The sequence below is a fragment of the Methylobacterium soli genome (genome assembly GCF_008806385.1).
Classification (GTDB): domain Bacteria; phylum Pseudomonadota; class Alphaproteobacteria; order Rhizobiales; family Beijerinckiaceae; genus Methylobacterium; species Methylobacterium soli.
The window spans coordinates 1-18,878 of the sequence record NZ_VZZK01000013.1 but is presented as its reverse complement, the minus strand read 5'-3'; the positions used below and the strand labels follow the sequence as shown (position 1 = coordinate 18,878).

General features: G+C 69.8%; 14 protein-coding genes. 5 read left to right on the top strand and 9 right to left on the bottom strand.

The genetic code is table 11. From position 1 onward, the window contains the following. Positions 1 to 19: 19 nt before the first annotated feature. Positions 20 to 1,585, bottom strand: coding sequence for a winged helix-turn-helix domain-containing protein (locus F6X53_RS13960; RefSeq protein WP_151000769.1), 1,566 nt, complete (start codon positions 1,583 to 1,585; stop codon positions 20 to 22). Positions 1,586 to 1,751: 166 nt separating this feature from the next. Here F6X53_RS13960 and F6X53_RS13955 point away from each other — a divergent pair, with 166 nt between their 5' ends. Together F6X53_RS13955 and F6X53_RS13950 are read left to right on the top strand one after the other, a co-directional pair. Continuing rightward, positions 1,752 to 1,967 (top strand): tautomerase family protein, encoded by a 216-nt coding sequence (locus F6X53_RS13955; protein ID WP_151000767.1) that lies wholly within the window; start codon positions 1,752 to 1,754, stop codon positions 1,965 to 1,967. A gap of 188 nt (positions 1,968 to 2,155) precedes the next feature. After that, positions 2,156 to 2,572, top strand: coding sequence for a hypothetical protein (locus tag F6X53_RS13950; RefSeq protein WP_151000765.1), 417 nt, complete (start codon positions 2,156 to 2,158; stop codon positions 2,570 to 2,572). Positions 2,573 to 2,723: 151 nt separating this feature from the next. Here the strand turns inward: F6X53_RS13950 and F6X53_RS13945 are convergent, their stop codons facing one another. From F6X53_RS13945 to F6X53_RS13935, 3 genes are read right to left on the bottom strand one after another with little or no spacing between them, the layout of a single operon-like run. Next, complete coding sequence (locus tag F6X53_RS13945) at positions 2,724 to 3,293, bottom strand: TetR/AcrR family transcriptional regulator (protein WP_151000763.1); 570 nt, start codon at positions 3,291 to 3,293, stop codon at positions 2,724 to 2,726. A gap of 50 nt (positions 3,294 to 3,343) precedes the next feature. Beyond that, entirely contained in the window at positions 3,344 to 6,451 is a 3,108-nt protein-coding gene (locus tag F6X53_RS13940) for an efflux RND transporter permease subunit (protein WP_151000761.1), read from the bottom strand. After that, positions 6,448 to 7,548: an efflux RND transporter periplasmic adaptor subunit gene (locus F6X53_RS13935; protein WP_238297645.1), complete on the bottom strand. Its 1,101-nt coding sequence runs from the start codon at positions 7,546 to 7,548 to the stop codon at positions 6,448 to 6,450. Before F6X53_RS13935 ends, F6X53_RS13940 begins: the two co-directional genes overlap by 4 nt. Before the next feature lie 527 nt (positions 7,549 to 8,075). Here F6X53_RS13935 and F6X53_RS13930 point away from each other — a divergent pair. Next, positions 8,076 to 9,443, top strand: a complete 1,368-nt coding sequence (locus F6X53_RS13930) for an NAD(P)H-dependent oxidoreductase (RefSeq protein WP_151000759.1) — start codon at positions 8,076 to 8,078, stop codon at positions 9,441 to 9,443. Positions 9,444 to 9,584: 141 nt separating this feature from the next. After that, positions 9,585 to 10,214: an outer membrane protein gene (locus F6X53_RS13925; protein ID WP_151000757.1), complete on the top strand. Its 630-nt coding sequence runs from the start codon at positions 9,585 to 9,587 to the stop codon at positions 10,212 to 10,214. A gap of 970 nt (positions 10,215 to 11,184) precedes the next feature. Here the strand turns inward: F6X53_RS13925 and F6X53_RS13920 are convergent. Genes F6X53_RS13920 through F6X53_RS13905 form a run of 4 tightly spaced genes read right to left on the bottom strand, consistent with a single transcriptional unit; the run spans position 11,185 to position 16,412 of the window. After that, positions 11,185 to 12,948 carry an ATP-binding cassette domain-containing protein gene (locus tag F6X53_RS13920; protein WP_151000755.1) on the bottom strand — a complete coding sequence of 588 codons (1,764 nt, stop codon included), beginning with the start codon at positions 12,946 to 12,948 and terminating at the stop codon, positions 11,185 to 11,187. Next, positions 12,945 to 13,850 carry an ABC transporter permease gene (locus F6X53_RS13915; protein WP_151000752.1) on the bottom strand — a complete coding sequence of 302 codons (906 nt, stop codon included), beginning with the start codon at positions 13,848 to 13,850 and terminating at the stop codon, positions 12,945 to 12,947. The genes F6X53_RS13920 and F6X53_RS13915 overlap by 4 nt, the downstream gene beginning before the upstream one ends. Further along, positions 13,847 to 14,779, bottom strand: coding sequence for an ABC transporter permease (locus F6X53_RS13910; RefSeq protein ID WP_151000750.1), 933 nt, complete (start codon positions 14,777 to 14,779; stop codon positions 13,847 to 13,849). Before F6X53_RS13910 ends, F6X53_RS13915 begins: the two co-directional genes overlap by 4 nt. A gap of 4 nt (positions 14,780 to 14,783) precedes the next feature. Continuing rightward, positions 14,784 to 16,412, bottom strand: a complete 1,629-nt coding sequence (locus tag F6X53_RS13905) for an ABC transporter substrate-binding protein (protein ID WP_151000748.1) — start codon at positions 16,410 to 16,412, stop codon at positions 14,784 to 14,786. Positions 16,413 to 16,759: 347 nt separating this feature from the next. Here F6X53_RS13905 and F6X53_RS13900 point away from each other — a divergent pair, with 347 nt between their 5' ends. Then, complete coding sequence (locus tag F6X53_RS13900) at positions 16,760 to 18,100, top strand: LLM class flavin-dependent oxidoreductase (protein ID WP_151000746.1); 1,341 nt, start codon at positions 16,760 to 16,762, stop codon at positions 18,098 to 18,100. A 144-nt stretch (positions 18,101 to 18,244) separates the two neighbouring features. Here the strand turns inward: F6X53_RS13900 and F6X53_RS13895 are convergent, their stop codons facing one another. Further along, positions 18,245 to 18,478 (bottom strand): hypothetical protein, encoded by a 234-nt coding sequence (locus F6X53_RS13895; protein WP_151000744.1) that lies wholly within the window; start codon positions 18,476 to 18,478, stop codon positions 18,245 to 18,247. Positions 18,479 to 18,878: the final 400 nt, after the last annotated feature.

The window sequence follows — 18,878 nt, the reverse complement described above, 5'->3', positions numbered from 1 at the left end:
AAGACCCGCCTCTCCCGGATCAGCGGAAGCCGTGATCGGCCAGGGCCTCAGCCATGCGGCGGCGCAGGTCCCCGTCGCGGAACGGGAACGAGGCGAAGAAGTGGGCCTGTGTCATGTCGCTGCGGCGGCTGCGCACGTCCGCGACCCAGACCTTCGCGCGCTGAGGATCCTGGTTCAGGGCATGGACGACCACGGCGATGAGCGAGATCATCACGTGCGCGCCGGGCGAGCGCGCCGCCCGGTCTGCCCAGAGGGCGGCTTCCGCGCTGTCGCCCCGGATCAGGCAGGTGAGCGCGCGCGTCGCCAGCATCGCGTAGAGGAACGGGTCGAGGGGGCTCAGCGACATCGCCAGATCCGCATGCGCGCGCCCATCCGCGCCATGCTCGGAAATCGCCTCGGCCCAGGCCAGGGCATAGAAGCCTTGAGCGTAGCTCGGACTGAGCGTCGTCGATCGATCGAGCCAGGGAAAGCTGTGCTCGACTTCGCCCGTCAGCCAGAACGCCCGGCCCATCGTGACGTTGGCGAAGGGGTCGAGCGGGTCGAGGTCGACGCTGCGCTCGGCATGGCGTCGCGCGGCCCTGGCATCGGCCTCGGGGTCGCGCGAGTAGCGCAGGAACGCACTCTGGAAGAACGTCGCGGAGAGACCGGCGCTGGCCCGCGCGAAACCCGGCTCCAGCGCGACGGCGCGCTCGAAGAAGGCCGCCGCCGCCGCATTATCGCGGCTGTTGAACCGATGCAGATGCCGCAGCCCGAGATGGTAGGCGGACCACGCATCGAGGCTGTTCGGCGCAGCCACGCTCGCGAGCGACGCCTCGTTCAGGGGGATCTGGATCTCGAGAGCCGCGATCAGGTGCACGGCGATGCGCGCGCGCATCGCGTGAATGTCGTCGATCCGGCCCGCGAGCCGATCGGCCCAGAGAATGCCGCCCGTTCGCGTCTCGGTGAGTTCGACCGTGATCGTCACCGTGCTGGCGAAGGTCTCGACGAGGCCTGAGAGCGCGTAGCTGACATTCAGCATCTGCCCGGCGCGGCCCGGATCGAGATCGTCGGGCCGGAAGCGGAAGGTCGAGCCGCGCGCGATGACGAAGAGCCATCGCAGGCGCGCCAGCGCGGAGATCAGGTCGTGGGCAAGGGCGTCGCCGATGGCCGGGTGCAGGTCGGCCGCCCCGATGAGCCGGAACGGGAACACCGCGATCGACGGCCGGGTCTGCGCGCCGGGCTGGGGGCCGTCGTCCTCCGGTCGACGCTCCGTCGGCGCCACCGGGCGCGGGGGCACCAGGGTCCTGACCTCGGCGAGGAAGCGGAAGCCCTGGCCGTGCAGGGTGCGGATGAAGCGCTGTTCCTTGCCGTCGTCGCCGAGCGCGCGGCGCGCCGACTTGATGCGGCTCGAAACCGCGGAATCGGAGACGAAGCGGCCGCGCCACACCGTCTCGACGATCTCCTCCTTGGAGACCATGCGATCCGGGTTCTGCAGGAGAACGTGAAGCAGCGCGAAGACCTGGCGCTCGATCGGGATGAGGACACCGTTGCGGCGCAACTCGACCCTGTCGGCGTCGAGTTCGAACGCGTCGAAGCGGTAGAGCATCGCCGGACCTCCACGGAGGAGCGCACGCAGCGGCGAAATCTAGCACAACTCCACAAACTCTCCCCGATCGCTCCAGGCCGCCTCCCAGCATCGGCCCGGCACCCCGCGCTAGAACGGGTCCTGCGAGGTCCGGAACGGGTCCGGGCCGTGATCAAGGAGCAGGACCATGCCGCTCGTCGACATCCAGCTGATCGAAGGCGTCTTCTCGGCGGCCGAGAAGCAGAACATGATCCGGAAGGTGACCGACGCCCTCGTGGAGATCGAGGGCGAGGCGATGCGCGGGGTGACCTGGGTGCGCGTCCAGGAACTCCGCAGCGGCGACTGGGGGATCGGCGGCAAGGGCCTCACGGCCGAGGACGTGAAGACCCTGCGCTCCTCCTGACCCGCCGGATCCCGGTCCCGATCGAATACCCCGCGTGGCCCCGCCCCACCGATCGACCCGCGGCGCAGGCTGCGGCTCGAACCCGCGACACGCGCGGCTCCGCGCGTGTGAGCGACGTCACAGAAGCTCTCCTGGCTCTTCGAATAAATCTCCCTGCATTCAAAATCTAGAATCCAGACGAGATCGACATGACGATGCCAGCAACGCCGTTGCTCGATATCGATGACCGGGAAGACTACGCCGCCGAGAGCAATGATCTTCTGCTTGCTGCGGAGGCTCGCCTCGCCGAATGGCAGCAGGGCGATCTGTGCGAGGCCGAGAGGGCGGTGGCGGAAGAGATCGTCGAAGCCATGCGGCGCATCCACGGCCTGCTTCAGAACCACCGGACGCGCTCAATGCAGGTCAGCGCGGCCGGCGCCGCGCCCGAGGGCATCCGGCCGGGCCACCCCTCCGGGTCCTTGCTCGAACGCGCGCTTCGTCGCCGGAGGCTCCTCCCGTTCGGGCAAGCGCGCTCCGGTCCGCCCGCCCATCCGCCCCTGCGGCCGCGCCGCTGGTGGCCGAACCTGCGCCGCGACCGCGTTCACGGGGGGCCGCAGGATTCCTGATGCTGCGCGTCGGAGCGTCCCGGCATGCGTTCGATCCGGCGAATGCTGAGGACGACGCCCGCCGCTTTCCGGCCAATCCGCGCGGCTCCCGGCCTCCGGCCGGACGCGCGCTCCCGCGCCGAACCGGCGACCATTTCGGCGCAGGAGCGCGCTACTGCGGAGTTTGCACTTCCAGGATGGCCGGGAGCGCGGCGGATCGCGCGGCCTCCAGCAATTCGTCGCGCAAGGCCGGGTCGTTGACGGCGCGCGCCAGGGTCACCGCCCCCACGAGGGTCGAGATCGACGCGAGCGCCTGCCTGCGCCGGCGCTCCGCGGAACCGTCCGGCAGCAGGCGCCCGACCATGTCGGCCATGCCCCGAAGGCCCTGCGTGAACCGTTGGCGGATGGGACTGGCCGCATCCTCCCGGGTGACGTCGTTCGCGAGCGCCGCGATGGGGCAGCCGAAGCCCGGTGCATCGACATGCCGAGCGTCGAGATACATCGAGACGAGCGCCTGCAATCCCTCGTAGCCGTTCTGTTGCAGAGCCCAGTCGAACGCTTCCGCCGCCAGGGCGTCCTTGTTCTCGAACTGCCCGTAGAAACCGCCATGCGTCAGACCGGCGGCTTTCATGATGTCCGCGACACCGACGCCGTGCAGGCCGCGCTCGCGCAGCAGCATCGCGGCGGTCTCCACGACCCTCTGGCGGTTGAGCTTGGCCTGCTCCTGGGACACCCTCGGCATCTGCCGTTCCTCGCAATCGATCCGCTTCGCGCGCCCCGTGTACCCTGTATCTATGAGTTGGCCAGGCGAACCGGAACGTCCGCCCCGCTCCCGACCGTGGCCTGCCGCGGCGCGCGCTTCACCCGGAACCAGAGGGCGTAGAGGGCGGGCAGGAACAGCAAGGTCAGGAGCGTGCCGACGCCGACGCCGCCGATCAGCACGTAGGCCAGCGCGCCCCAGAACACCGAGTGGGTCAGCGGGATGAAGGCCAGCATCGCGGCGGCCGCCGTGAGGATGACGGGACGCGCCCGCCGCACCGTCGATTCGATGATGGCGTCGTAATCCGACAGGCCCGCCTGCCGGTCGTGATGGATCTGGTCGACGAGGATCAGCGTGTTGCGCATCAGGATGCCCGACAGCGCGATCAGGCCGAGGATCGCGTTGAAGCCGAAGGGCTGGTGAAAGATGAGCAGCGTCGGCGCGGCCCCGACCAGGCCGAGCGGCGCAGTCGCGAACACCATGAACATCGTGCTGAACGAGCGCACCTGGACCATGATGACGGTGAGCGTCACGATCAGCATGATGGGGAAGACCGCGACCAGCGACATCATCGCCTTGGCGCTCTCTTCCACCGCACCCGCCGTGTCGATGCGATAGCCCGGCGGCAGCTTCGCCTTGATCGGGGCGAGCAGCGGGAAAACCTGCGCGTGGATGTCCGGCGGCTGCCGGCCGTCGAGCACGTCGCCCTGGACGCGGATATAGGTCTCGCGGTTGTAGCGCTTGAGGACCGCGTCCTCGTTGCGGCTTTCCAGGCGCGCGACCTGGGACACCGGGACCTGGCGGCCATCGCGCGTCGCGAGCGTCAGGTCGCCGATCTCGCCGAGGGAGCGCCGCTCGGGACCGGGGCTGCGCAGCAGCACGTCGACGGAGCGCAGGTTCTCGCGGACCTGGGTCGCAGGCGTGCCGTTGAGGTAGCTCTGCAATTGCTGTCCGGCCTCCTTCGGGGTCAGGCCGATCAGGCGCAGCCGCTCCTGGTCGAGGGCGAGGTGCAGGTTGGGCGTCTTGTTGCCCCAGTCGAGGTGGACGAGGCGCAGATTGGAATTGGCCGCCATGACGTCGGCGACCTCGGCGGCGATGCCGCGGATGACGTCGAGGTCGGGCCCGACCACCCGGAAGGCGACCGGGAAGCGGATGGGCGGGCCGAACACGATCTGCAGCACGCGCACGCGGGCCTCGGGGAAGCGGCCCTCGTCGACGAGCCGCCGCACCTTGCCCCGCAGCACGTCGCGGGCGTGGGAATCGGCTGTCTGCACGACGATCTGCGCGAAGGCGGGATCGGGCAGCTCGGGATCGAAGGAGAGCACGAAGCGCGGCATGCCCTGGCCGATATAGCTCGTGATCTCGCGCGCCTCGGGCAGGTCCCGCACCGCCGCCTCGACCTTCCTGACGCTGGCCTCGGTGGTGGCGAAAGCGGAGCCCGCCGGCAGGGTCACCTCGACGATGAGCTCGGCCCGCTCGGAATTCGGGAAGAATTGCTGCTCGACCTTGCCCATGGCGACGACCGCGAGGCCGAACAGCCCGACCGTAATCCCGGCGGCCATCCACTTGTGGTTGACCGAGAGCCGCACGACGCGGCGGAGGCGCTCGTAGTTCTTCGTGGCGTAGATCGCCTCGTGCCCGCCCTCGATCGTCTTGATGTTCGGCAGCAGCTTGACGCCGAGATAGGGCGTGAAGGTCACGGCCACGATCCACGAGATGATCAGCGAGAACGAGACCACCCAGAAGATGTTGCCGGCATACTCGCCCGCCGTCGAGGCCGCGAACCCGACCGGCAGGAAGCCCGCGATGGTCACGAGGGTGCCGGTCAGCATCGGCGCGGCGGTGGCGCTCCAGGCGTAGGTCGCCGCCGCGACCCGGTCGGCGCCCTCCTCCATGCGCACCACCATCATCTCGATGGCGATGATCGCGTCGTCCACCAGGAGGCCGAGCGAGATGATGAGCGCGCCGAGCGTGATGCGGTCGAAGTCCCGGCCGGTGACCATCATGACGACGAACACCGCCGACAGGGTCAGGGGCACGGCGAGCGCCACCACGATGCCGACGCGGAAGCCGAGCGCGACGAGGCTGACCACGATGACGACCGAGAGCGCGGTGAAGAACTTCACCATGAATTCATGGATCGCGTCGTCGATGACCTTGGCCTGGTCGGTGATCTTCGTGAAGGTGATGCCGGCCGGGGTCTCGTGGTGGATCGCCACCTCCTCGGCGTTCAGCGCCTCGCCGAGCTTGAGCCCGTTGAAGCCAGGCTTCATCACGAGGCCGAGCATGAGGGCCGGCTCGCCGTCGTTGCGGATCGCGAAGGTCTTGGGATCCTCGTAGCCGCGCTTCACCTCGGCGATGTCGCCGAGCTTGAAGCTGCGGTCGCCCGCCGCCACGGGCAGGTTGCGGATCGCGTCGAGGCCGTCGATGGCACCGTCGAGGCGCAGGTAGACGCGGGGGCCGGCAGCCTCGACGAAGCCGGCCGGCGTGACGTCGTTCTGGTTGGCGAGGGCCGCCAGCAGCTGCTGGCCGGTGATGCCGAGCGTGGCGAGGCGCTGGTACGAGATCTCGACGAAGATCTTCTGCGCCTGCTCGCCCAGGATGTTGATCTTCTCGACGCCGGGCACGCGCAGCAGGCGCTGGCGCAGGTCCTCGGCGCGCATCACGAGGTTGCGGTGCGGCAGGCCCTTCGCTTGGAGCGCGTAGAGGGCGAAGTAGATGTCCGAGAACTCGTCGTTGAAGAGCGGCCCGAGCACGCCGCGCGGCAGGCTGGAGGCCTGATCGGAGAGCTTCTTGCGCGCCTGGTAGAATTCCGACTGCAGCTTGGCCGGAGGCATGTTGTCCTTGAACATGACCTTCATCAGCATCAGGCCGGGCCGGACCGAGGTTTCGACGCGGTCGTAGTAGACGAGCTCCTGCAGACGCTTCTCCAGCGGGTCGGCCACCTGCCGCTGCATCTCGTCCGTGGTCGCGCCCGGCCAGGCGGCCGAGACGGCCATCACCTTCACGGTGAAGGCCGGGTCCTCGGCCCGACCGAGCTTCTGGAAGGCGAAGAAGCCGGCACCCGTGAGCGCGATGATCAGGAACAGCGTGACGGCCCGCTCCCGGACCGCCAGGGCGGAGAGGTTGAAGCCGCTCATTGGGCCACTCCCGTCATGCTGGGAGGCGCCTGGCGCACCTTCTGGCCGGCTTTGAGGAGATGGGCGCCGAGCGAGACGATCCGGTCGCCCGGGCTCAAGCCGGAGGCGACTTCCGCGCTCTCCTCCGACAGGCGGGCGATGACGACGGGCTGGGCGGCGACGGTTTCGGTGGCGGTATCGAAACTCCACACCGCCGCGCCGTTGCCCGCGTCGAACAGGGCGGCGAGCGGCACCTCGACGGCCGGGGAGCGCCCGGCATCCACGGCCTTCAGCCGAAGCGTCACGGTCGCGCCCAGCGGCGCGTCCTCGCCTCCCCCCGAGAGGATGTAGCGCGCCCGGTAGGTCCGGGTCGCAGGATCGGCGGTGGCGGACAACTCGCGCAGCCGGGCCGGATAGGTCGCCTCGCCCTCGGCATAGAGTGTCGCCGAGGCCGCGCCCTTCGCCAGGCGCCGGCTCGCCTCCGGCAGGAACACCTCCGCCTCGCGCGATCCGTCGCGCGCCAGCTTGACCACGGTCTGGCCGGCGGCGACCACCTGGCCGGGCTCGGACGGCACCTCCATCACCACGCCGTCGGCATCGGCCTGGAGCTCGGAATAGCCGGCCTGGTTCTCGATCTGGCTCGCCTGAGCCTCCGCGGAGGCGAATTGGGCGATGGCCGCGTCGGCGGTGCCCTTGTTCTGGTCGTAGGTCTGCTTCGAGGTCCAGCCGTCAGCCACGAGCTTGCGGCTGCGCTCCTCATCGGCCTTCGCCTTGATCATCTGCGCCCGGGCGGCCTCGACCGAGGATCGCGCCGCGTTAAGCGCCAGGGAGAAATCGGTCCGGTCGAGGCGCATCAGCGGCTGCCCGCGCCGCACGTGGTCCCCGGGGTCCACGAGGCGCTCGAAGATCTTGCCGCCGACGCGGAAGCCGAGATTGCTCTCGGTCCGGGCCCGGACAACGCCGGTGTAGCGGGTGAAGCCGCCGTCGCCGGACTGAACCTGGACGATCTGCACGAGCGGGGGCGCGGGCGGCGCGGCCGTCTCGGCCGGCGTGCACGCCGCGACCGCCAGGATCGCGGGAGCCAGGATGGTCGAAACCCAGAAGAACTTCGCACCCACCGAACCGCTCCTCGTGATCCCGCCGCATTATTTATGACGTACATCATTTATTATGCGGCGGGACCGCCGTCAACGGGCTTGTTCGAGGCGCCGCAGGGCTGGTGCCGGACAGCACGCGGGGCGTCATGCCGCCCGATCGGCTCAACACTTGGCGGCTCGCCTGGACCGGATCCGACGCGACCGGCTTGGCGATGCCGGCGATCGTCTCGGCTTTGCTGGCAGGCTGTGGACGGCCTCGGTCAGCCGGCAGCCCGTCAGGGGTCTGTCGAAGAACCGTACAGGGGGTGAGCGACCCGATGCGCCACTTCAAACTTGAGTGATGGTCGCCAGGGCGACGGGCCGCGAGGGCCGGCCGACCCGCCCGGACGATGGGCAGGAATGGCGTCCTGCGGATCCCTGGCGATCTGCAGTGTCGCTCCAATCCACGTTTTCTCCGCGCGGAGTCGCGGCTACAACGAGCCCAACATCAGAAAAAAATCACAGGACGGGCGCAGCGGCAGCGCGTCGCCCGTCCGCGGAGGAACGCGATGTCGATGCTCGCCAAGCTCAAGCTTCGCGCGGCCGAGGGGCGGCCCGCCCGCATCGGCCTCATCGGCGCCGGCAAGTTCGGCTCGATGTACCTGTCCCAGGCCTGGCGGACGCCCGGCATCCACCTCGTCGGCGTCTCCGACCTTTCGCCCGCCCGCGCGCAGGATTCGATGCGGCGCGTCGGCTGGGCCGAGGAGCGTTTCGGGGTCGGCTCGCTGGAGGAGGCTGCCCGCACGTCGGCCACCTTCGTCACCGACGACACGGACGCGCTGATCGCGAGCCCGTTCATCGATATCGTCATCGACGCGACCGGCAGCCCGGCCGCCGGCATCCGCCACGTTCTGGCGGCCTGCCGGCACCGCAAACACATCATCATGGTCAATGTCGAGGCGGATGCCCTGGCCGGCCCGCTGCTCGCCCGCCGCGCCGCGGAGGCCGGGATCATCTACTCGATGGCCTCGGGCGACCAGCCGGCCCTGATCGCCGAACTGGTCGACTGGGCCCGCACCATCGGGTTCGCGGTGGTCTGCGCCGGCAAGGGCACCAAGTACTTGCCGGTCTACCATCAATCGACGCCGGACACGGTCTGGGGCCATTACGGCTTCACCGAGGACCAGGTCGCGCGCGGCGACTTCAACCCGCAGATGTTCAACTCCTTCCTGGACGGCACGAAATCAGCCCTCGAAATGGCGGCGGTCGCCAATGCGTGCGACCTCAGCCCGCCGGAGGACGGGCTGGCCTTCCCCCCGTGCGGCGTGGACGATCTGCCGACGCTGCTGCGGCCGGCCTCCGAGGGAGGTATCCTGGCCAAGAGCGGCACCGTCGAGGTCGTCTCGTCGGTCGAGCGCGACGGACGCCCGGTGTTCCGCGACCTGCGCTGGGGCGTCTACGCGGTGTTCGAGGCGCCGACCCCGTATGTGCGGGACTGCTTAAACCAATACGGCCTCAAGACCGACGCGAGCGGCCGCTACGCGGCGATGTACAAGCCTTACCACCTGATCGGGCTCGAACTCGGCACCTCCGTGGCGAGCATCGCCACGCGCGGCGAGCCGACCGGGACAACGAAGGATTGGCGCGGTGACGTGATCGCGGTGGCAAAGCGCGTGCTCGCCGCCGGGGAGACCCTGGATGGTGAGGGCGGTTTCACGGTCTTCGGCAAGGTCGTCACCGCCGAGCGGTCGCTCGCCCTCGGCGCCGTCCCGATCGGATTGGCGCACGGGCTGAGGCTGCGGAGTTCCGTACCGGCGGGCCAGCCGATCCGATGGTCGGATGTCACCTGCGACGCGACGCAGCCAGCCATCGGCTTCCGCCTCGAGATGGAAGCGCTCTTCCGCACGGAGAAGGGCCTCGAACCGGCCCACGCATGAAGGCGCCCGCCGATGGGCCGCGCCTCCCCTCGTCAGAGCGGACGAACTTCTGGTTCGACCATCGAGCCAGGACGGAGGGCGGGACGCGCCCGCCGGCGGGGTGCTCTGTCGTGAGCGACCAAGCTCGGCTAATGTGACCCCATGATCCGAGCCCGAGAACCTCGCGTCCTGCGCCGATTCGCCATCGGCCTGATCACCGGCGGCTCCGCACTCTCGGCGAATCTCGCGGCGGCGCAGGGCGTGCCGCCCTTCACGGGTTTCGCGCCGCTGCCCTTCGCCTGGACGCGGCCGGCCCCGGACGCGGAGAGCCGCTGGGCCGGCTCCTATGCGGCGATCTCGACCGGGTTCTCGGTCTCCTCCTCGAAGCATTTCGGGGGCTATGCGGGGCCGACCCTCGGATTCGAGGGCGGGCGGATGTGGCAGGAGGGCCGGTTCGTCTACGGCGTCGTTGGCGGGGTCGACTATCTGGCCGCGGTCGGCGGGAACGCGACACCCGGCTTCGGGCGCCTCGCCTACGCGCGCGACTTCGCGGGCGCCCTTCAGGTCAAGGTCGGGACGCTCCTGACGCCCGACGTGCTGCTCTATGCCAAGGCGGGCGTCTCCAGCGTGCACGAGACGCTGCAGTTCGGGGCAACGTCGTTCTCGGTGCCTTTCCGGCGCAAGGACATCGTGGTTCGGCCGGATGCGGGCGTCGGCGTCGAGTGGGCCGTCACGGACCGCCTCTCGATCGCCGTCGAGGCGGGCGTGGTCGGCGGCGGCCCGCGCTGGTGACGCGGTGATGCGACGCGCGCCGCCGCGACGGCATTCAGCTTGGCAAGCTCTCGCAGGCCGCTGATCTTGCCGGAGGATTTTTGCGGCGGCTGCGCCGCTGCGGAGCGCGTGATGAACGCCGACGATCGGTGCCGGACGCCGCCTGCGTCGGCCTTGGTCGAATTGGCACGGAGGATCCCCGGGGGATCACCGCGGCCGCGGCACGGTTGAGAGATGAGAGGCGGGTTCTCACCTTCACCCCTGAAGGTTGGGCAGGGCCTTGCGCTGGGGTCAAGCGATGGCGTTCTTTCTCGGTATTGGAGGGCCCTGGATCGTCCTCATGATCCTGGACCTCTTCTGGACCAAGCAGAGCCTTGAACTGTCGCCCTCCGAGCGGTCGCGTGGGTGGCAACAGCGCCTGGAGCGGCTCCTGCAGAAACGAGAGGGACGGCCGGCTCCTTTGCGAGCGCGAGACCCGCTGCCGCCAATCAGGCCCGACGAATCCCAGCCCTCACCGCCCGAGAGCTACCTCTTCCGCAAACCGGGATAGGTGGTCCGGACCGGCTCACCGGAGTTCTTCCGCCGACGGCGAGCGCGACCCGCCGCTCGCGGCATCGGCTGAGCCTCGCATCTGCTCGAACCTGCTCTGCCGGCTGCCAACAGACGAACCGGAGCGTCTAGAGCCGCGCCCGATCGTGTTGCAACGGACTGGAAAATAGGCAGCCCCGGTCCGGTTCGGCGCGACGGACCCCCTCTCCCGTGCGGGAGAGGGTTGGGGTGAGGGATGAGCGCCTTCAGGATGGAGCATGCGGTCGTATCGCCGACTGGGCGTTGATCGGGCGCACCTCGTTCTGAAAGGTCTCGACCCTCACCCCAACCCTCTCCCGCACGGGAGAGGGGATCCGCGCCCGCGTCAGCACGGCCGCGGCCGACGGTCCCGTCGCAACGCGATCGGGAACAGCTCTAGGCTGAACCCGCCTCCTGTCAGGCTTCAAACGATGCGAAGCGGAGAAGGCGCCGCAACCGCGCGGTCCGCGATTGAATCGCTGCTGCCGGCAGGTTGACCGCTCCACCTAGAGCGCGGCCGCGAACCTGCCGAGGGCGCCTGCAGGGCGGCCTCCGGTCGGCCGGGTGGGCCGTCCGGGGCAGCGCGGCCGAAGACGTCCGTGACGCTGCCCTGGTCGATGATGCGACCCTCGTAGAGCACCAGGACGCTGTCGGCGATATGCTGGATCACGCCGTGATCGTGCGAGATGAACAGCAGCGCCGTGCCGAGCCGCGCTTGCAGGTCGGCCAGAAGGTCGAGAACCTGGGCCTGGATGCTGACATCGAGGGCCGAGACGGGTTCATCGCACACGATGAGCGCCGGCTCGGCGGCGAGCGCGCGGGCGATCGCGACGCGCTGGCGCTGCCCGCCGGACAGGGCGCGCGGGGAGCGCGTAACCAGCGCACCGCTCAGGCCGACCTGATCGAGGAGCGCGCGGATGCGGGCCTCGCGCTGACGCGCGCCGAGCTCAGGCAGGTTCTCGCCGATGATGTCGCCGACCCGGTAGCGTGGATCGAAGCTGCTCAGCGGATCCTGCGGGATGTACTGGAGCCGCCGCCGCAGCGGCCGGCGGCGCGCCTCGGAGGTCCCCGACCAGGGCTGCCCGAGCAGGCTGACCGTGCCGGCATCGGGTTCGAGCAGGCCGAGGACGATCTTGGCGCAGGTCGACTTGCCGGAACCCGAGGCTCCGATGACGCCCAAGACCTCGCCAGCGCGCACCGTGAAGCTGACGCCGTCGAGGGCCGCGAGCGTTTCCGTGCCACCACGCGCCGCCCGGTGGGCGTAACGCTTGGCGATCGATCGGACCTCCAGCACCGGCGCTCCGATTCCGGCCCGAGGCGGCAACGGGGCGCGCAGGATCGCCGCCGCGCCGCCCTCGATCCGCGCCGAGCTCAGCCGGCTGCCGCGCGAGGCTGCGGACGGGATCGCCGCGAGGAGCTGCCGCGTGTAGGGGTGACGCGGGTGCTCCAGCACCGTCCGGGTCGGCCCGGCCTCGACGACGCGCCCGGCCCGCATCACGAGCACGCGGTCGGCGATCCCCGCGACGAGAGCGATGTCGTGGCTGATCAGCAGGAGACCCGCCCCGTCCCGGACCCGATCGGCCAACACCGCCAGCACCTGCGCCTGGATGGCGGGATCAAGCGCCGTGGTCGGCTCGTCGGCGATGATCAATTCGGGCTCGGCCGCGATGGCGGCGGCGATCAGGGCACGTTGGCGCAGGCCACCGGAGAGTTGGTGGGCGAATTGCTGCGCCCGCGCCGGGGGGCGCGGCATCCCGACCCTCGCAAGGGTGTCGTGCACCCGCCCGGCCAGCGCCTGACGGCCCCGGACGAGGCGGTGCTCGGTCAGCACCTCGCCGACCTCCTGGCCGACGGTGCGCAGGGGATCGAGCGAGACCAGGGCGTCCTGCATCACGAGCCCGGCGAAGGTGCCGCGCAAGCGCCGCCACTCCGCCTCGCGGAAGCTTCGCGCGTCGCGGCCCTGGATCCGGAAGCGCTCCGCGGTGATCCGCGCCCCGTCGCCCGCCAGGTTCAGAAGTGTGCGGGCGGTGACGCTCTTGCCCGAGCCCGACTCGCCGACGAGCGCGACGCATTGGCCCGGATGGAGGGTGAGGTCCAGCCCCTGCACCACCGGGGCCTCACCGGTCGCGGGGAAGCCGACCGTCAGGCCGCGGATCTCAACGAGGGGGGCGCGGGGCAGGACGGTCATGCAATGCGCCCCTCGAATTTCTTCTGCAGGACCGCCCCGGTGATGGTGAAGGCGATCACCGTCAGGGTGATAGCCGCGCCCGGGAACACGCCCGGCCACCAAGCCACCCGCAGCACGTCGCGGCTCTCGGCCAGCATCACGCCCCATTCGGGCGTCGGCGGCTGGGGGCCGAGCCCGAGGAAGCTCAGGCCCGACACGATCAGGATGGTGTTGCCGATATAGAGGGTGGCGATCACCGGCACCGCGACGAGGACGTTCGGCAGGACGTGGTGCAGGAAGATCCGGCCGCGCCCGAGGCCGTAGATCGCCGCCTGCGTGACGTAGTCCGCGCCGCGCACGAGCTGGGTCTGCGCGCGCACGACGCGCCCGAATTTCGGGATTCCCGCGATGCCGACGGCCAGCGCGATATTCGCCATGCCCTGGCCCAGGAAGGTGACGACGAGCATCGCCAGGAGCACGCCCGGGAACGACGAGAGCACGTCGAAGATGCGCGACGTCGCCTCGTCGAGAAGGCGGCTGCGCTGGCCGGCGAGGATGCCGAGGAACGCGCCGGCCGTCGCGCTGACCGCCATGCCGCCGAGCCCGATCAGCAGGGAGTAGCGGGTGCCGTGGAGCGTGCGGGCGAGGACGTCGCGTCCGAGCCGGTCGGTGCCGAACGGGTGGGCCCAGCCCGGCGCCTGCAGGGTCGCGCTGAAATCGCCTGCCAGGGGGTCGTAGGCGGTGAACAGCCCCGGCGCGAGCGCGACCAGAACCAGCACGGCAAGGAAGCCGAGCGCGAGGAGAAAACGCACAGGGTAGCGGCGGCGTGGTCGGACCCGGGCCGGCGTTCCGGCAAAGGCGCCGGTCAGATCTTCGGCGGGAAGCACGACGGACGCGGATGGCAGGTGGGCGGGAGCGTTCATGCGGCCCTGAGCCTCGGATCGATCAACAGGTAGAGGATGTCGAGGAGCGTGGAGGCGGCGACGTGAATCAGGGCCGCGAGCAACACCACCGCCAGCACGACCGGGACATCGTGGGTCAGCACCGCTCCGAGCGTCACCGTGCCGAGCCCGGGCCGGCCGAACACCTTCTCGGTGATGACGGCGCCCCCGAGCAGGCCGCCGATCAGCCAGCCGCCAAGGGTCACTGCCGGCAGCAGAGCGTGGCGCAGCACGTGGCGGGTGCGGAGCGCCGCCTCGCCGACCCCCCGCGCCCGCACGGTGGTCACGAAGGGCTGATCGAGCGCCTTCTCGAGGGCCTCGCGCAGGACCTGGGCCAGGAGCCCGGCGGTCGGCAGGGCGAGGGCGACCGCCGGAAGCACGAGGGCATTCCAGCCCTTCGCCCCCGAGACCGGGAACCAGCGCAGCGAGAAGCTGAACGCCATCAGGAGCAGGATGCCGAGCCAGAAGACCGGGGTCGAGGCGGCGACGAGCTCGAGGCCCGACGCGAGGCCGCGCGCAAGGCGGCTTCGTCCCGCGGTCGCGAGCGCGAGGCCGGCGGCGAGGAGGACGGCGAGCAGGCCCGCCGCGAGCGCCAGCTCGACGGTCGGCTGCAGCTGGGAGCCAACCACCTCGATGACCGGCCGGCGCAGGACGTAGGAGGTGCCGAAATCGCCCTTCGCCAGGCGCAGGAGGAAGTCGGCATATTGTGCAGGCAAGCTGCGGTCGAGGCCCCACTCGGCGGCGATCGCCTCGCGCAAACCCGGATAGTCGACGTCCCCCGCCAGGATGTCCTCGATGCGTCCCGGCAGGGCATGGAGCGCCAGGAAGGCCGCCGTGACGCTCGCCCAGGCGACGATGAGGCTCGTGCCGAGCCGGCCCAGGACGCGGGAGAGGAGGCGATGCGTCGCCATCGGCTCACTGTCCCTCCCCGCTGAGCCAGACGTCGTAGGCGTTGGCCGGCGAATCCAGCCCGGCCTCGAAGCCGAGCCCCTGGACGCCCCGGCGCGCGGCCAGGAACCAGCTCGGGGCGAAGAGCGGCACGATGAACGCCTTCTCGATGCCGAGAACCTGGATCCGGTCGGTGAGGGCCCGCTTGTGCGCCCGGTCGGTCGTGAGAAGCGCCTCGTCGATCAGCCCGGTGATCTCCGGATCGGGGTTCGGCACATTGGTGTAGAGGAAGCCCTTGGCCCCCAGCATGTCCCAGAGCTCGCGCGCGGCGTCCGAGGGATTGTCGGTATTCGGGTAGATCGCCCAAGTGCCGCTGGCGTTGCCCTTGGCATATTCGCCGGCCGTGATGATGCGCAGGTTGAGGTCGAGGCCGACATTCTTGCGAAGTGCCACCTGGACGCCCTGGATCAGGATTTCGCGGTTGTCGCGAACGTAGGGCTGCGGATATCCGACCTCGATGGTCAGGCGCTTGCCGTCCTTCGTCCGGAAGCCCGAGGCGTCGCGCCCGGTCCAGCCTGCCTCGTCGAGCAGGCGGTTGGCCCCTGTGACGTCGTTGCCCCAGGACCCGACGAGGGCCTTGTTGTAGGCCGGGTTGTCGGGCCCGATGATCGACCACGCACGGGGCACCGTGCCGAGGTAAACCTGGCGGACGATCGGCTCGGGATCGAAGCCGTCCCGCAGGGCTCGGCGTATGCGGGGGTCGTCGGCGGGTGCCCGGGTGTAGTTGATGTTGAACGTGAAGGCCGTGCCTGCGCCGAGGGGACCCTTCAGCAGAGTGAAGTCGGGCTGGTCGGCGAAGAGCGGGATGTCGGTCGGCTGCACGCCCTCGATCACGTCCACCTGGCCCGAGGTGAGTGCGCCGGCCCGCACGGCAGCCTCCGGCAGGAAGCGGAAGGTGAAGCCGTCGAGATGGGCCGGTCCGGTATGCGCGGCGCTCCCCGGCGCCCACGCATAGGCCTTGTTGCGGGTGAATTGTGCCGATTGTCCTCGGACGTAGCTCTGGAACACGAAGGGGCCGGTGCCCGCCAGGGCCAAGCCGCCGCCGCACAGGTCGCCCCCGGCCAGCGCCTTCGGGGAGATCAGCCCGAGCTTCACGTTCGAGACGGATTCGAGGAAACTCGAATCCGGTCTTGCGAGGACGAGCTTCACCACGTCCGGCGCGATGACTTCGGCCCGGGCGTAGCGGTCGAGCAGCGCCGCCGCGTTGGCGGCGTTCTCGGGCTTCTTCACGAAATCGAAGTTCGCCTTCACGGCCTCCGCGTCGAGGGGCTCGCCGTCATGGAAGGTGACCCCCGCGCGGAGCGTGAAGGTGTATTCCGTGCCGTCGGGCGAGATCGTCCACTGCGTCGCGAGCCAGGGCGCGAAGCTGCCGTCAGGCCGCTTGGCGACCAGGGAGTCGATGTAGTTCCGGGCCACGAAGAAGGCGGCCTGCTGCGACGAGCGATGCGGGTCGAAGCAACTCGGCTCCGTCGCCACGCCCCAGGTGATCGTGCCGCCGGGACCCGGCGTCCGCGCCTGCGGCGCCGCGCAGACCGGCGCCGCGAGCGCGGTCGCGTAGGCCGCCGCCAGCACGGCGTGCGAAACAATTTTCTGCATCAAGGCCTGCCTGGATGTTGCAACGCGCGCTAAACGACCCGTTCGGCGCATGATCTTCTGAAATACAGCACGCCTGAAATTCGGACTTCATTGCACCGAAGCTTCAGGCTAGCAATTTGCGCAGTAATCTAAATCGTGATTCAGGTTCAACGCAACTGCTCACAGGATGAAAGTTCCGGGATGCTAGAAAATTGCGATCTTGTTTTCCCTGGATCCCGTCGTGAAGGTCTGATCTGCTTCTGAGGCCGCCTGAAGGGGCAATTTTCTTCTTAGTCTATTTCCGTGCTGTTCCGACGAAGGCTTCGGCGGTGGGACGGACCCGATCGTGAAACGGACGGATACCCGCAATGCGCGCGCGCGAACTGCACCTCAACGTCAACCTGCTGCATTCCGGAGTGTACCCGTCCGCTTGGCGGCTGCCCGGGAGCCAGTCCGACGCCTTCGTCGACATCGCCCACTTCATCCGCGTCGCTCACGTCGCGGAGCGCGGCAAGCTCGACGCGATCTTCTTCGCGGACACGCCGGCGATCAACGACAGGCTCGACTACCGGCCCCTGAATGCCCTGGAGCCGACGATCGTGCTCGCGAGCGTGGCGGCCGCGACCCGCCACATCGGCCTGATCGCCACCGCCTCCACGAGCTATAACGAGCCCTACAATCTCGCCCGGCGCTTCGCGAGCCTGGACCTCGTCAGCGGCGGCCGAGCCGGCTGGAATGTGGTGACGACCGCCGACGCGGCGGCGGGCCGCAATTTCGGACGCGACGGCGCCCCGGAGCACGGGGACCGCTACGCGCGAGCCCGCGAATTCACCGAGATCGTCCACGCCCTCTGGGACAGCTGGGAGGACGATGCCTTCGTGGGCGACAAGGCGAGCGGGCGCTTCGTGGACACCGCGAAGGTCCACCCGATCCGCCATCGTGGCACGCATTACCGCGTCGAGGGGCCGCTCACCGTGCCGCGCAGTCCGCAGGGCCGGGCGGTGACCGTGCAGGCCGGCGGCTCGGAGGATGGGCGCGAACTCGCGGCGGCCACCGCCGACGCGGTCTTCTCCCTCGCTCAGACGATTCCGGACGGCGTGGCCTACGCGCAGGACCTGCGCGCTCGCGCGGCGCGCTACGGCCGGGCCCCGGGCTCGATCGTGATCCTGCCGGGGCTCGCGACCGTCATCGGCTCCACCGAGGCGGAGGCCAAACGGCGCCAGGACGCGCTCTGGGACCTGGTGCTGCTGGAATACAGCCTCGCACGGCTCGCCGGCACGCTTCAGGTTCCGCTCGACCGGCTCGAGCTCGACAAGCCCCTGCCCGACCCGCTGCCGCTGCCGGCCAATGCCAATCACACCATGTTCCGCGCCACCGTGGCACTCGCCCGGCGAGACAACCTGACGGTGCGCCAACTCCTGAAGGCGCTCGGAGGCGGCGTGGGCCACCGCATCCTTGTCGGCACGCCCGAGGGGATCGCCGACGACATCGAGGCGTGGTTCCGGGCGGGCGCGGCGGATGGCTTCAACCTGATGCCGGACGTGCTTCCGGACGGACTGGACACCTTCGTGGACGCGGTGGTGCCGATCCTGCAGAGCCGCGGCCTGTTCCGCACCGACTATGCCGGCACGACCCTGCGCGATCATCTCGGCCTTCCGCGCCCGGCGAGCCGCTTCGCGCGGCCCAGGGGCGCGTCTCTCTCGGCCTGAGCCCGCCTCCGCGATGACGACGTGAGGTCCTGCCTCCCTGCGCCTCGCCGCCGGCTCGCTGGCGAGGCCCCGTCGGTGCCGCTCTGGAGCCGTGAACAGGGCCGTACCGCAGCGGCGCCCGGCAATGGCGTGCCGGCCGCGGCCTCAGATGCGCAGCGCGATGCGCTCCCCGGACAGGCGCACGGCGTCGGGCCGATGACCGGTCTCGTCCTCGGCATAGTCGACAGCGTCCTTCCGGCTCCGGAACAGACCGCCGGCGCGTCCGTGGATCTCGATGGCGACCCAGCAGCCCTCGGGATCCTGGCCGACGACGAACCGAGCGGCATCCGTGGCCGGAGCATCGGCATGACGGGCGGCGACTTGGACAATGGGCGACATCGTATATCCGGGGTTCAAGCGGCCCTCCGGGGACCGCGCCCGTAAGCTGTGCCGAGGCGCGTGAGGGTTCGAGCGGGAAGCGGGGCCGATCGCATCACCATCTCGTTAGGATTCCAGGGAGCGGGCGGATCGAAGGCCCTCCGTGCCTGTCGTCGCTGCACCTCTCCGCCAAGGCACGCACACGCGACCGCGATCAGACTTCGCCGGGTGTCCTCTCGGATCAAGCGGCGGTGCCGGCTTGGGAGTACGACCCAATCGATCAAGGTGTTGAAGCCGAACGGACCTCGGCCCCGGCCACGCCGGCGGGGTCCGTGTGCCTCAACCCTCTACTGTGCTCCGGCGAGGAGACAAGGTCATGAAAGCGCTCCTGATTTCATCGGCGGCCTTCGCTGCCCTGATC